At 66.5% G+C, this 13349-nt stretch carries 12 protein-coding genes and 1 tRNA gene; 12 read left to right on the top strand and 1 reads right to left on the bottom strand.

Annotation, left to right across the window (positions count from 1 at the left end):
* Nucleotides 1-595: 595 nt before the first annotated feature.
* Genes carA through greA form a run of 3 tightly spaced genes read left to right on the top strand, consistent with a single transcriptional unit; the run spans nt 596 to nt 5487 of the window.
* Nucleotides 596-1729 (top strand): glutamine-hydrolyzing carbamoyl-phosphate synthase small subunit, encoded by a 1134-nt coding sequence (carA, locus tag F627_RS0112830; protein ID WP_019584273.1) that lies wholly within the window; start codon nt 596-598, stop codon nt 1727-1729.
* Nucleotides 1730-1777: 48 nt separating this feature from the next.
* The gene (gene carB / locus F627_RS0112835; RefSeq protein ID WP_019584274.1) at nt 1778-5011 is read left to right on the top strand and encodes a carbamoyl-phosphate synthase large subunit; all 3234 of its coding nucleotides are present in this window, start codon (nt 1778-1780) and stop codon (nt 5009-5011) included.
* Nucleotides 5008-5487 (top strand): transcription elongation factor GreA, encoded by a 480-nt coding sequence (gene greA, locus F627_RS0112840; protein ID WP_018867783.1) that lies wholly within the window; start codon nt 5008-5010, stop codon nt 5485-5487. Before carB ends, greA begins: the two co-directional genes overlap by 4 nt.
* Nucleotides 5488-5505: 18 nt before the next feature.
* Here greA and yhbY read toward each other — a convergent pair whose 3' ends face one another.
* On the bottom strand, nt 5506-5805 hold the full coding sequence (yhbY, locus tag F627_RS0112845) for a ribosome assembly RNA-binding protein YhbY (RefSeq protein WP_018867784.1): 300 nt from the start codon (nt 5803-5805) through the stop codon (nt 5506-5508).
* Between the two features lie 68 nt (nt 5806-5873).
* Between yhbY and rlmE the strand changes: the two genes are divergently transcribed.
* The 9 genes from rlmE to F627_RS0112890 all read left to right on the top strand — a co-directional run bounded on the left by rlmE (nt 5874) and on the right by F627_RS0112890 (nt 13339).
* Nucleotides 5874-6500 (top strand): 23S rRNA (uridine(2552)-2'-O)-methyltransferase RlmE, encoded by a 627-nt coding sequence (gene rlmE, locus F627_RS0112850; protein WP_018867785.1) that lies wholly within the window; start codon nt 5874-5876, stop codon nt 6498-6500.
* A gap of 42 nt (nt 6501-6542) precedes the next feature.
* Nucleotides 6543-8507, top strand: a complete 1965-nt coding sequence (ftsH, locus tag F627_RS0112855) for an ATP-dependent zinc metalloprotease FtsH (RefSeq protein ID WP_019584275.1) — start codon at nt 6543-6545, stop codon at nt 8505-8507.
* A gap of 78 nt (nt 8508-8585) precedes the next feature.
* A complete protein-coding gene (gene folP / locus F627_RS0112860; RefSeq protein WP_019584276.1) occupies nt 8586-9479 on the top strand; it encodes a dihydropteroate synthase in 894 nt (297 codons plus the stop codon).
* The gene (gene glmM, locus F627_RS0112865) at nt 9479-10819 is read left to right on the top strand and encodes a phosphoglucosamine mutase (RefSeq protein WP_018877160.1); all 1341 of its coding nucleotides are present in this window, start codon (nt 9479-9481) and stop codon (nt 10817-10819) included. Before folP ends, glmM begins: the two co-directional genes overlap by 1 nt.
* Nucleotides 10820-10998: 179 nt before the next feature.
* Entirely contained in the window at nt 10999-11766 is a 768-nt protein-coding gene (gene tpiA, locus F627_RS0112870) for a triose-phosphate isomerase (RefSeq protein ID WP_018875888.1), read from the top strand.
* On the top strand, nt 11763-12143 hold the full coding sequence (gene secG / locus F627_RS0112875) for a preprotein translocase subunit SecG (RefSeq protein ID WP_018867790.1): 381 nt from the start codon (nt 11763-11765) through the stop codon (nt 12141-12143). Before tpiA ends, secG begins: the two co-directional genes overlap by 4 nt.
* Nucleotides 12144-12165: 22 nt before the next feature.
* Nucleotides 12166-12250, top strand: a tRNA-Leu gene (locus F627_RS0112880).
* A gap of 265 nt (nt 12251-12515) precedes the next feature.
* Nucleotides 12516-12872 carry an NADH-quinone oxidoreductase subunit A gene (locus F627_RS0112885; RefSeq protein ID WP_017941353.1) on the top strand — a complete coding sequence of 119 codons (357 nt, stop codon included), beginning with the start codon at nt 12516-12518 and terminating at the stop codon, nt 12870-12872.
* Complete coding sequence (locus F627_RS0112890; RefSeq protein ID WP_012982122.1) at nt 12863-13339, top strand: NADH-quinone oxidoreductase subunit B family protein; 477 nt, start codon at nt 12863-12865, stop codon at nt 13337-13339. The genes F627_RS0112885 and F627_RS0112890 overlap by 10 nt, the downstream gene beginning before the upstream one ends.
* Nucleotides 13340-13349: the final 10 nt, after the last annotated feature.

Consider the following 13349-nt stretch of genomic DNA (forward strand, 5'->3'; position numbering starts at 1 on the left):
GGAGAGGGTTTTCGCGGGATCAGAGGCGCTGGATGTCTGAGCGGAGCCGAAGGCGCAGCGAGTTCAGCGCCGCCCGCGAAAACCCTCGGAGCGAGGGGAACCCCGGCCCGCGTAGCGGGCCGGGGTCGCGGCAGTCGGGCGTGTTTCTTGGGTACTTCTTTGCACGAGCAAAGAAGTACCTCGCGGCGCGCTGGCGAGTCAGCGCCAGGCAGTATGTGGACCGGAGGCACCGTAAAAACCGAACGATGAACCAGGACCAGCCACAACCAGGCAGGCGGCGGACCGAAGGCAGGTGAAACACCAGGCGACGAACGGGGGCCAGCCATCAACGGCATAGAATGAGGGATCGCCGGGCTGGAGCGGAGAGGCGGATGACGTCGCAAGCGGGCATCTCGTTGGACGCCGCGCGCGGCGCTCGCGTACACTTGAAGGCGTATCCGTACCCGTCCCGCGAGCACCGAACCGTTGTCCAGAACAGGGCCCTGTCCCTGTTGAAACGGTGCGGGCGAGGCCGGGTCAAAGACCCGAATCGATCGCAGTACCGCCGCCGGCGAACCGCCTGGCGGCCCCGACCCAGACCATCCGGAGGTCCCCTGTGTCCGCGCCCGCTCTGCTCGTCCTGGAAGATGGCACTGTGTTTCATGGTCAGGCGATTGGCGCCCAGGGCCAGACGGTTGGCGAGGTGGTGTTCAACACCGCGATGACCGGTTATCAGGAGATCCTGACGGATCCCTCCTACCACCGGCAGATGGTCACGCTGACCTATCCGCATATCGGCAACACCGGTACCAACCCGGAGGATGACGAGTCCACCCGCGCCTATGCCGCCGGGCTGGTCATCCGCGACCTGCCGCCGCTGGTGTCCAACTGGCGCTCGCGCGAATCCTTGCCGGATTACCTGCTGCGTCATGGCATTGTGGCGATCAGCGGGATCGACACCCGCAAGCTGACCCGTATTCTGCGCGAGAAGGGCGCGCTGAACGGCTGCATCCAGGCCGGTGAGGTGGACGAGCAAGCGGCCCTGGCCGCCGCGCGCGAGTTTCCCGGCATCAAGGGCATGGACCTGGCGCGCGAGGTCACCACGCGCAGCCGCTACGAATGGCTGGAGGGCACCTGGCAGCTCGGCGAAGAGCCGGCCCGGGTGGACCCGGAGCAGGCTGAATTTCATGTGGTGGCCTACGACTTCGGCATGAAGCAGAACATCCTGCGCAAGCTGGCGGACCGGGGCTGCCGCGTGACCGTGGTGCCGGCCGAGACCCCGGTGGACGAGGTGATGGAGCTGAAGCCCGACGGGGTGTTCCTGTCCAACGGCCCGGGCGACCCCGAACCCTGCACGTACGCGATCGAGGCGATCCGCGACATCTGCGAGCGCAAGCTGCCGCTGTTCGGCATCTGCCTCGGGCATCAGCTGCTGGGCATCGCCAGCGGCGGCAAGAGCGTGAAGATGAAGTTCGGCCACCACGGGGCGAACCACCCGATCCGCCACGAGGAAAGCGGGCGGGTGATGATCTCGTCGCAGAACCACGGTTTTGCGATCGACGAGGACAACCTGCCCGATACGCTGACGCCGACTTACCGGTCGCTGTTCGACGGCACGCTGCAGGGGATCGCCCGCACCGACTGCCCGGCCTTCAGCCTGCAGGGACACCCCGAGGCCAGCCCGGGCCCGCACGACGTGTCCCCGGCGTTCGACGACTTCGTCGAGATGATGCGCGCAGCGCGCCGCTAAAGCTCCTCCTCCCGATTTCCGATTTCGACAGCCTGCGAGAGCCGTCACATGCCCAAGCGTACCGACATCCAGAGCATCCTGATCCTCGGGGCCGGCCCGATCGTGATCGGTCAGGCCTGCGAGTTCGACTACTCCGGCGCCCAGGCCTGCAAGGCCCTGCGCGAGGAGGGTTACCGGGTGATCCTGGTGAACTCCAACCCGGCGACCATCATGACCGACCCGGAGATGGCGGATGCCACCTACATCGAGCCGGTGGAGTGGGAGACGGTCGCCAAGATCATCGAGAAGGAGCGCCCGGATGCGGTCCTGCCCACCATGGGCGGTCAGACCGCGCTGAACTGCGCGCTGGACCTGTCGAAGGAAGGCGTGCTCGAGAAGTTCGGGGTGGAGATGATCGGCGCCAACGAGGCGGCGATCGATATGGCCGAGGACCGCGATCACTTCAAGGCGGCGATGGCCGATATCGGTCTGGACACCCCGACCGCGATGCTCGCGCACTCCTGGGAGGAGGCGCAGGAGATCCAGCCGAAGATCGGCTTCCCGGTAATCATCCGCCCGTCGTTCACCCTCGGCGGCTCGGGGGGCGGTATCGCCTACAACCGCGAGGAGTTCGAGTACATCGTCAAGAACGGGCTCGACCTCTCGCCGGTAAACCAGGTGTTGCTGGAGGAATCGGCGCTTGGCTGGAAGGAGTTCGAGATGGAGGTGGTCCGCGACAAGGCGGACAACTGCATCATCATCTGCTCGATCGAGAACCTCGACCCGATGGGTATTCACACCGGGGACTCGATCACCGTGGCGCCGGCGCAGACCCTGACCGACAAGGAATACCAGATCATGCGCGACGCCTCGCTGGCGGTGCTGCGCAAGATCGGCGTGGAGACCGGTGGCTCCAACGTGCAGTTCGCGATCAACCCGGAGAACGGGCGCATGATCGTGATCGAGATGAACCCGCGGGTGTCGCGCTCCTCGGCGCTGGCCTCCAAGGCGACTGGCTTCCCGATCGCCAAGGTCGCGGCCAAGCTGGCGGTGGGCTACACCCTGGACGAGCTGAAAAACGAGATCACCGGCGGGCTGACCCCGGCCTCGTTCGAGCCGTCCATCGACTACGTGGTCACCAAGATCCCGCGCTTCACCTTCGAGAAATTCCCGCAGGCCGAGGCGCGCCTGACCACGCAGATGAAGGCGGTGGGCGAGGCGATGGCCATCGGCCGCACCTTCCAGGAGTCGTTCCAGAAGGCGCTGCGCTCGATGGAGACCGGCATGGACGGCCTCGACGAGCGTATCGACCTGCAAGCCGACGACGTGGTGGACCAGCTGCGCACCAAGCTCGCCAACCCCAGCCCGGAGCAGGTGCTGTACGTGGCCGACGCCTTCCGCGCCGGCTTCTCGATCCAGGACATCTTCGACCTGACCGCGATTGACCCCTGGTTCCTGGCTCAGATCCAGGAACTGGTGGACGTCGAGAAGGGCCTGCGCGACCGCATCCTGGGCGACATCAAGGCCGAGGAGATGTACCGCCTGAAGCAGCGCGGCTTCTCCGACCTGCGCCTGGCGACGATCCTCAACGAGACCGAGAAGGCCGTGCGCAAGCACCGCCACGGCCTCGGCGTGCGCCCGGTCTACAAGCGGGTGGATACCTGCGCGGCCGAGTTCGCGACCACCACCGCCTACATGTACTCCTCATACGAAGAGGAGAACGAGGCCGAGCCGACTGACAGGCAGAAGATCATGGTCCTGGGCGGCGGGCCGAACCGCATCGGTCAGGGCATCGAGTTCGACTACTGCTGCGTGCATGCGGCGCTGGCGATGCGCGAGGACGGCTACGAGACCATCATGGTCAACTGCAACCCGGAGACCGTCTCCACCGACTACGACACCTCGGATCGCCTGTACTTCGAGCCGCTGACGCTGGAAGACGTGCTGGAGGTCGTGGCGACCGAGAACCCGGCCGGCGTGATCGTGCAGTACGGCGGGCAGACCCCGCTGAAGCTGGCGCGCGATCTCGAGGCCGCGGGCGTGCCGATCATCGGCACCAGCCCGGACTCCATCGACCTGGCCGAGGACCGCGAACGCTTCCAGGCCCTGCTGAACAAGCTGGGACTCAAGCAGCCGCCGAACCGCACCGCGCGCAGCGAGGAAGAGGCGGAGAAGCTGGCCGACGAGATCGGCTACCCACTGGTGGTGCGTCCGTCCTACGTGCTCGGTGGCCGCGCGATGGAGATCGTCCGCGACCGCGAGGACCTGCGCAGCTACATGCAGAACGCCGTGTCCGTCTCCAACGATGCCCCAGTGCTGCTGGACCGCTTCCTGGATGATGCGATCGAGGTCGACGTCGACGCGATCTCGGACGGCGAGAACGTGATCATCGGCGGGATCATGGAACACATCGAGCAGGCGGGCGTGCACTCCGGCGACTCGGCCTGTTCGCTGCCGCCGTTCTCCCTGTCGATGGCGCTGCAGGACGAGATGGTCGAGCAGGTGCGCAAGATGGCGCTGGGGCTCAAGGTCGTCGGCCTGATGAACACTCAGTTCGCGATCAAGGGCGACGATATCTACGTGCTGGAGGTCAATCCGCGTGCCTCGCGCACCGTGCCGTATGTCTCCAAGAGCGTCGGCCGGCCGCTGGCCAAGATTGCCGCCCGCTGCATGGCCGGGCAGACCCTGCCCGAGCAGGGCGTGGGCGATGCGGTCTACCCCGATTACTACTCGGTAAAGGAATCGGTGTTCCCGTTCGCCAAGTTCCAGGGCGTGGACCCGATCCTGGGGCCGGAGATGAAGTCCACCGGCGAGGTGATGGGGGTCGGTCGCAGCTTCGCCGAGGCCTTCGCCAAGAGCCAGCTGGGGGCGGGCGTGCTGCTGCCGTCCACCGGCAAGGCCTTCGTGTCCGTGCGCGAGATCGACAAGCCGCTGGTGGGTGAGGTCGCGCGCCGCCTGGTCGAGCTGGGTTTCGAGGTTCTGGCCACCCGGGGCACGGCGAACGTGCTGGAGGAGGCCGGGATCGCGGTGACCCGCGTGAACAAGGTCACCGAGGGTCGTCCGCATATCGTGGACATGATCAAGAACGACGAGATCAGCTTCATCATCAACACCGTGGAGGGCAAGCAGTCGACCTCCGACTCCTACACCATCCGCCGCGAGGCGCTGATGCACAAGGTGGGCTATACCACCACCATTGCTGGGGCCAAGGCCACCGTGCAGGCCCTGGATCATCTGGGGGCGAACGACGTCTTCCGGCTGCAGGACCTCCACCAGGAAAATCTCGGAGGGAAAAGCGCATGAACAAGACGCCCTTGACCGTGACTGGCGCGGAAAAGATGAAGGAAGAGCTGAAGAAGCTGAAGGGCGAGGACCGCCCGCGCGTGGTCAACGCGATCTCCGAGGCGCGCGAGCATGGTGACCTCAAGGAGAACGCCGAGTATCACGCCGCGCGCGAGCAGCAGAGCTTCATCGAGGGCCGCATCCGCGAGCTGGAGGCGAAGCTCTCCAATGCCCAGATCATCGACGTCACGGCCCTGCCGCAGACCGGCAAGGTCGTGTTCGGGACCACGGTGGTGCTGGAGGCGACCGAGGACGGGCGCCAGGTGACCTACAAGATCGTGGGCGAGGACGAGGCCGACATCAAGAACAACATGATCTCGGTGTCTTCCCCGATCGCGCGGGCGCTGATCGGCAAGGAAGAGGGCGATGTGGTCACCGTGCAGGCCCCGGGCGGGGAGACGGAGTACGAGATCCTGGAGGTCCGCTACGTCAACTGACGCCGCCGTATCCGGCTGTCAGGCCGGGTCCAGCGAGACCTTCGGGTCCTCCGGGTTGCGCCGGAACAGGGTGGCGACATGACCGATGCGCTGAATCCGCTCGGCGCCGGTGCGCTCGCACAGTTCCTCGACGGCCCCGTTGCGGGCCTCGCGATCCCCGATATTCACCTTGATCTTGACCAGTTCGTGGTGGGTGAGCGCCAGTTCCAGTTCCGCCAGCACCGCGTCGGTCAGCCCGTTGCGGCCAATGGTCACGACGGGTTTGCGGGGATGGGCGAGGCTGCGCAGGTGGCGGCGTTGCGCGTCGGTCAGATTCACGGGAGGCCGTTTTTCGGTGTTGGAAAGCCAAAATTGTAGCACGCCGAGTGCCGGCGCAAGGATCGGGCATGCCCAAGCGTAGCCGCTCCAGCCAGCGCTGGCTGAAGGAACATTTCGATGACCCCTACGTCCAGCGGGCCCAGCAGGAGGGCTACCGCGGGCGCGCGGTCTACAAGCTGCAGGAGCTCGACGAGCGCGACCGGCTGCTGAAGCCCGGGATGCGCGTGGTGGACCTGGGTGCGGCGCCGGGCGGCTGGACCCAGTACGCCGCGCAGAAAATCGGGCGCAAAGGGGTCCTGGTCGCGACCGATATCCTGCCCATGGATCCCGTGCCGGGCGCGGAGATCGTGACCGGCGACTTCCGCGAGGACGCCGTGCTGGATGCGATCCTGAGCGCGCTCGGGGACGAGCCGGCCGACCTTGTGCTTTCCGATATGGCCCCCAACCTGACCGGTACGGATGCCGTGGATCAGCCGCGTTCCATCCATCTGTGTGAACTGGCGCTGGAGTTGGCCACCCAGATTCTGAACCCCCGGGGGGCTTTTCTGGTCAAGCTGTTTCAGGGCGAAGGTTCCGATGCCTACCTGGCCGAGGTGCGCCGCCGGTTTCGCTCGGTCAAGGTGCGCAAACCGAAGGCCTCGCGGCCTCGGTCACGGGAAGTGTATGTATTGGCACGCGAGCCCCGGGATGTGTAAAGCTGCCTGCAACTGACGATTGATGTTTTTCGAGGTGTCGTTTTGAACGGTCTGGCCAAGAACCTGATCATCTGGGCGGTGATTGCCGTCGTCCTGATGTCTGTCTTCAACAACTTCGGCCCACAGCAGCAGACGCAGGATGTGCGGAGCATTACCTACTCCGAGTTCATCCGCGATGTGCAGGGCGGTCGCGTGGATAACGTGACCATCAAGGGCGAGAAGATCGAGGGCACCACGCTGGAAGGCCAGCGATTCACCACGGTGAATCCGAACGACCCGGGCCTGATCGGCGACCTGCTGCAGAACAATGTGGAGGTCAATGCCCACGAGGAGGCCGAGCGTTCCCTGCTGATGAGCATCCTGATCAGCTGGTTCCCGATCCTGCTGCTGATCGCCGTGTGGATCTACTTCATGCGCCAGATGCAGGGCGGTGGCGCCGGCGGCAAGGGCGCGATGTCCTTCGGCAAGTCCAAGGCCAAGCTGATGTCGGAGGACCAGGTCAAGGTCGGCTTCGGTGACGTGGCCGGCTGCGACGAGGCCAAGGAAGAGGTCACCGAACTGGTGGACTTCCTGCGCGACCCGTCCAAGTTCCAGAAACTCGGCGGCCAGATCCCGCGCGGGGTGCTGATGGTGGGCTCTCCGGGTACCGGCAAGACGCTGCTGGCCAAGGCCATCGCCGGCGAGGCCAAGGTGCCGTTCTTCAGCATCTCCGGTTCCGACTTCGTCGAGATGTTCGTCGGCGTGGGTGCCTCGCGCGTGCGCGACATGTTCTCCGAGGCCAAGAAGCACGCTCCCTGCATTATCTTCATCGACGAGATCGATGCGGTCGGTCGCCAGCGCGGCGCCGGCATGGGCGGTGGTCACGACGAGCGCGAGCAGACGCTGAACCAGCTGCTGGTCGAGATGGACGGCTTCGAGGGCACCGAGGGGGTCATCGTGATCGCCGCGACCAACCGCCCGGACGTGCTGGACCCGGCGCTGCTGCGCCCGGGCCGCTTCGACCGCCAGGTGGTGGTGCCGCCGCCGGACGTGCGCGGCCGCGAGCAGATCCTCAAGGTCCACATGAAGAAGACCCCGATCGCGGAGGATGTGCGCCCGGACCTGATTGCCCGCGGTACGCCGGGCTTCTCCGGGGCGGATCTGGCCAACCTGGTCAACGAGGCGGCGTTGTTCGCGGCCCGGGCCAACAAGCGCCTGGTGGATATGTCCGACTTCGAGCGCGCCAAGGACAAGATCATGATGGGTGCCGAGCGCAAGTCCATGGTGATGTCCGAGGACGAGAAGAAGCTGACCGCCTATCACGAGGCCGGGCATGCGATCGTGGGCCTGACGGTGCCGGAGCACGACCCGGTGTACAAGGTCAGCATCATCCCGCGTGGCCGTGCCCTGGGTGTGACCATGTTCCTGCCCGAGGAAGACCGCTACAGCCATTCCAAGACGCGCTTGCAGAGTCAGCTGGCGAGCCTGTTCGGTGGACGTCTGGCGGAGGAAATCATCTTCGGCGACGAGAAGGTGACCACCGGGGCCTCGAACGATATCGAGCGCGCCACGCAGATCGCCCGCAATATGGTGACCAAGTGGGGGCTCTCGGAAAAACTGGGGCCGCTGGATTACGGCGAGGAAGAGGGTCACCCCTTCCTCGGTGGTCAGATGGGCAAGTCCAAGCCGATGTCGGATGACACCGCGCGGCAGATCGACGCCGAGGTGCGCCAGATCATTGATACCAACTACCAGCATGCGAAGCAGATTCTGGTGGATAATATCGACAAGCTGCATGCCATGGCCGGGGCGTTGATGAAGTACGAGACCATCGACGACAAGCAGATCGAGGACATCATGGCCGGGCGCGAACCCCGCGAACCCGCCGACTGGGACAGCGGCGGTGGCCCCGGCGGTACCGCGCAGGCCGGCGAGGAGCCCGACGCCAATGGCTCGGGTGACGGCTCCGAAGGTCGCGATGACGACGACAACAAGGGTGTTGTAGGCGGGCCCGCGCCGCAGTCCTGAGCGGGGCCCCCGCCGACGCGTCGAACCCAGGCCGCCAGGCCCTTTCCTGGCGGCCTTTTTCGTTGGTAGCAAAGGAGAATGATCGTGCCGACCGATGCACCGGTGCTGCAATGCGGAGCGCGCCGCCTGGACCTGGGGCGGCCACGCATTATGGGTATCCTCAATGTGACCCCGGACTCGTTCTCCGATGGCGGGCAATATGCCCGGGTCGAAGAGGCCCTGGCGCGCGCCCGCGCCATGGTCGCGGAGGGGGCGGATCTCCTCGATGTGGGGGGTGAGTCCACGCGTCCCGGCGCGGAGCCGGTACCACTGGAGGAGGAGCGCTGCCGGGTGCTGCCGGTGATCGAGGCGCTGCACGCGGAAATCGGTGTGCCGCTGTCCGTGGATACGATGAAGCCGGCGTTGATGCGCGAGGCGGTCGCGGCCGGCGCCGGGTTGCTCAACGACGTCAACGGCTTCCGAGCCGAGGGGGCCCTGGAGGCGGCGGTCGAGGCGGCGCGCGAGGATGGCGTGGCGCTTTGCGCGATGCATATGCAGGGCGAGCCGCAGTCGATGCAGCGTGCGCCGCATTATGACGACGTGGTGACCGAGATCGCGGCCTTTCTGGACCAGCGGGTGCGCGAATTGCGGGCCGCCGGCGTGCCGCGAGGCCAGATCCTGCTGGACCCGGGGTTCGGCTTTGGCAAGACCCTGGCGCACAACGTCGCCCTGTTTCGTGGCCTGCCGCATCTGGCCGGGGCCGGCCTGCCGTTGCTGGTCGGCGTTTCGCGCAAATCGATGATCGGCCAGTTGCTGGGGGATCGCCCGGTCGCCGAGCGGGACCCGGGGAGTGCCGTGGCGGCGATGCTGGCGGCGCAGGCCGGGGCGCGTGTCCTGCGTGTGCACAACGTCTCGGCGACCCGCGACGCGCTGGCGCTATACTCGGAGTTGCGGCCGGATGGCGGCGAAGAGCAGGACAATCGAGGGAACTGATGGGCAAGTATTTCGGGACGGACGGGATTCGCGGGCGCACCGGCGAGTGGCCCATGACGCCGGAGTTTGCGCTGCGGTTGGGCTATGCCGTGGGCGAGGTGCTGGGCGAGAACGGCCAGCGCCAGGGCCCGGTGCTGGTGGGCAAGGACACGCGGGTGTCCGGCTACATGTTCGAGTCGGCGCTGGAGGCCGGGCTGTCGGCCGCCGGGCTGGATGTCGCGCTGCTGGGGCCGATGCCCACGCCCGCGATCGCCTACCTGACCCATACCTTCCGTGCGACCGCGGGCATCGTGATCAGTGCCTCGCACAACCCGTTCCACGACAACGGGTTCAAGTTCTTCACGCCCGAGGGCGACAAGCTGCCGGATGCGACCGAGGCCGCGATCGAGGCGCGCCTGGATCAGCCGGCGCAGCCGATCGACGCGGCGCGACTGGGCAAGGCCGTGCGCATCAGCGATGCGGCCGGGCGCTATGTGGAGTTCTGCAAGAGCGCCATCCCGGCGCGCTCCGAGTTGCGCGGCATGAAGGTGGTGATCGACTGCGCCCATGGGGCCACCTACAACGTCTCCCCGCATGTATTCGAGGAGCTGGGCGCCCGTGTCGAGATCCTTGGCGCGAGTCCTGACGGCTACAACATCAACGAGGGCGTGGGCGCCCTGTACCCCGAGAAGGTGGCGGCGCAGGTGCGCGCCAGCGGGGCGGACCTCGGGATTGCCCTGGACGGCGATGGTGACCGCGTGATTCTGGCCGATGCCGATGGCACGGTCGTGGACGGCGATCAGATCCTCGGCATCCTGGCGCTGGCGCGGCAGCAGAGCGGGGGCTTCGATGGTGGGGTGGTCGGGACGCTGATGACCAACCTCGGCCTGGAGCAGGCCCTGAATGGCGCCGGCATCCCGTTCGTGCGCGCGAAGGTCGGGGATCGCTACGTGCTGGAGGAGCTCCGGCGTCGCGACTGGACCCTGGGTGGCGAGGGGTCGGGCCACATCGTCTGCCTCGAGCACACCACGACCGGTGATGGCACGGTCGCGGCGCTGCAGGTCGCCCACCTGATGCATCGCACCGGCCAGCCGCTGTCGGCGCTGGCCGCGGCGATCCCCAAGCTCCCGCAGTGCCTGATCAATGTGCCCGTCAGCGGTGCCGCTTCGGGCTGCCTGGAGGCCGAGCCGGTACGCGCGGAGGTTGCCGCGGTCGAGGGTCAGCTGGGCCAGCGCGGCCGAGTGCTGCTGCGTCCCTCGGGTACCGAACCGCTGGTGCGGGTGATGGTCGAGGGCGAGGACGCGAACGAGACCCGCTCGGCCGCTGAGCGCATCGCCGACAGTATCCGCGCGGCGATCTGACGCCCTCGGCGCCCGCGGGCGGCTCTCCCTGCGTGACCCCGCGCCGGGCGCCGCCGGCGTGGCGCGTGCCGGCTTGGTTGATTTGCTCCCGGTGCGCCGGTAACATCCCGCCGCTCTAATCATCATGATCGGACCCCGTCTATCCATGGGGTGCGTCCGACCGCAGGAGGAAGATCCGCATGCGCACGCCGCTGGTCGCCGGAAACTGGAAGATGAACGGTTCGCGGGACGCGAACCGCGCGCTCCTGAGCGCCCTGAAGGGCAGCCTGGGCGATATCCGGGGCGTGGACGTGGCGGTGTGTCCGCCCGCGGTCTACCTCGCCGAAATCGCCGACGACCTCTCGGGCGGCCCCATTGCGGTGGGTGCCCAGGATTGCTCGGACCAGGAGAAGGGCGCCTACACCGGCGAACTGGCCGGCGCCATGCTGGCCGAGGTCGGCTGCCGTTACGTGATCGTCGGGCACTCCGAGCGCCGTGAGCGGCAGAACGAGGACAGTGCCTGGGTGGCCGCGAAATTCGTTGCGGCCCAGGCGGCCGGCCTGATTCCGATCCTGTGTGTCGGCGAGCAGAAGGACGACCGCGAGGGTGGCCGTACCGAGAGCGTCGTGGCCGAGCAGCTGGATGCGGTGCTGGACGCGGCCGGGGTCGAGGCCTTCGCCAGTGCCGTGGTGGCCTACGAGCCGGTCTGGGCGATCGGCACCGGGCTGACCGCCACGCCGGAACAGGCCCAGGAGGTGCATGCCTTCATCCGTAATCGCGTCGCCGGCCGCGACCCGCGCATCGCCGCGGAGCTGCGCATTCTCTACGGCGGCAGCATGAAGGCCGACAATGCATCCGGGCTGCTGGCGCTGGAGGATATCGACGGCGGTCTCATCGGCGGCGCCTCGCTGGATGCCGACGGGTTCACCGCCATCGTCCGTGCCGCGGGCGAGCGAGTCGCAGCATGATTTACGGCCTGCTCCTGGTTGTCCAGGTCGCGGTCTCGATCGGCCTGATCGCGCTGATCCTGATGCAGCACGGCAAAGGGGCCGATGCCGGCGCCGCCTTCGGCAGCGGGGCTTCGGCAACGGTGTTCGGGGCGGCCGGTTCGGCCAACTTTCTGAGCCGTTCGACCGCGTTTCTGGCGGTGGTGTTCTTCCTGAATAGCCTGACACTGGCCTATCTGGCCGCCTCCAGCCCGGAGGCCGAGAGCCTGCTGGACCAGATGGAGGCCATGGAAGAGGAAGGTGACGGTCCGCCGGATCTTCCGCGCGAGGTGGTCCCGGGGCAGGAGCCCGCGGGCGATACCCCGCAATCCGGCCGGCCGGCCGACGTGCCCGACTGATCCCGGGTACCTGTACCAAACGGCAGATGTGGTGGAATTGGTAGACACGCTATCTTGAGGGGGTAGTGGCGCAAGCCGTGTGGGTTCGAGTCCCACCATCTGCACCAAATTCTGGATGGCCCGGGTTGCTCTCTGTTCCTGAGTGCCCGGGCCAAATAACAATAAAATCAGCGTCTTATAAAATTACGAATACTTGACACCGTTTTTGGGCATCACCTAGACTCCGTGCCCGGTGTGCGGTCCTGTCTCGTCTCCACGAGGGCGGTCCGTACCCGCGCTTTCAACCAGCAACGCTGAACGGCTCGCCGGCGCGCCCGATCCACGCGACGCCTCGCGAACCTGCCCGCCAGAGGCGGCGTACGGGAGAGAGAAATGCTGGAAGGTTATCTACCCATCCTGCTGTTCATCGCAGTGGGCATCGTGATCGGGATCGTACCGCTGATCGTCGGTATGGCGGTGGGTCCGCGCAAGCCGGACGCCGCCAAGAACTCGCCCTACGAGTGCGGCTTCGAGGCCTTCGAGGACTCGCGGCTCAAGTTTGATGTGCGCTTCTACCTGGTGGCGATCCTGTTCATCATCTTCGATCTGGAGATCGCCTTCCTGTTCCCGTGGGCAGTGTCGCTAGACACCATTGGCCTGTTCGGGCTTCTTGCGATGGCGCTGTTTCTCGTCATTCTGGTGGTCGGTTTCATTTACGAGTGGAAGAAGGGGGCGCTGGAATGGGAATAGAAGGCGTTCTTGAAAAGGGCTTCGTCACGACCTCGGCGGACAAGCTCATCAACTGGGCCCGTACCGGCTCCCTGTGGCCGATGACCTTCGGCCTGGCGTGCTGCGCGGTGGAGATGATGCACGCCGGTGCGGCGCGCTATGACCTCGACCGCTTCGGGATTATCTTCCGGCCCAGTCCGCGCCAGTCGGACGTGATGATCGTCGCCGGCACCCTGGTCAACAAGATGGCCCCGGCCCTGCGCAAGGTCTACGACCAGATGCCCGAGCCACGCTGGGTGATCTCCATGGGCTCCTGTGCCAACGGGGGCGGGTACTACCACTACTCCTACGCCGTCGTGCGCGGCTGCGACCGCATCGTGCCGGTGGATGTCTACGTGCCGGGTTGCCCGCCGACGGCCGAGGCGCTGCTCTACGGCATCATCCAGCTGCAGAACAAGATCCGGCGCACGAACACCATCGCGCGCTGACGCACCCGGG

Origin of the sequence: Thioalkalivibrio sp. ALE16 (assembly GCF_000381305.1) — a bacterium.
Taxonomy (GTDB): Bacteria; Pseudomonadota; Gammaproteobacteria; order Ectothiorhodospirales; family Ectothiorhodospiraceae; genus Thioalkalivibrio.

Bases quoted from the DNA above. Each gene is read 5' to 3' on its own strand.
- rlmE (WP_018867785.1), top strand. From the start codon at position 5,874: ATGCCCAAGCGTAGCCGCTCCAGCCAGCGCTGGCTGAAGGAACATTTC.
- F627_RS0112890 (WP_012982122.1), top strand. From the start codon at position 12,863: ATGGGAATAGAAGGCGTTCTTGAAAAGGGCTTCGTCACGACCTCGGCG.
- glmM (WP_018877160.1), top strand. From the start codon at position 9,479: ATGGGCAAGTATTTCGGGACGGACGGGATTCGCGGGCGCACCGGCGAG.
- carB (WP_019584274.1), top strand. From the start codon at position 1,778: ATGCCCAAGCGTACCGACATCCAGAGCATCCTGATCCTCGGGGCCGGC.
- F627_RS0112885 (WP_017941353.1), top strand. From the start codon at position 12,516: ATGCTGGAAGGTTATCTACCCATCCTGCTGTTCATCGCAGTGGGCATC.
- tpiA (WP_018875888.1), top strand. From the start codon at position 10,999: ATGCGCACGCCGCTGGTCGCCGGAAACTGGAAGATGAACGGTTCGCGG.
- folP (WP_019584276.1), top strand. From the start codon at position 8,586: ATGATCGTGCCGACCGATGCACCGGTGCTGCAATGCGGAGCGCGCCGC.
- greA (WP_018867783.1), top strand. From the start codon at position 5,008: ATGAACAAGACGCCCTTGACCGTGACTGGCGCGGAAAAGATGAAGGAA.
- secG (WP_018867790.1), top strand. From the start codon at position 11,763: ATGATTTACGGCCTGCTCCTGGTTGTCCAGGTCGCGGTCTCGATCGGC.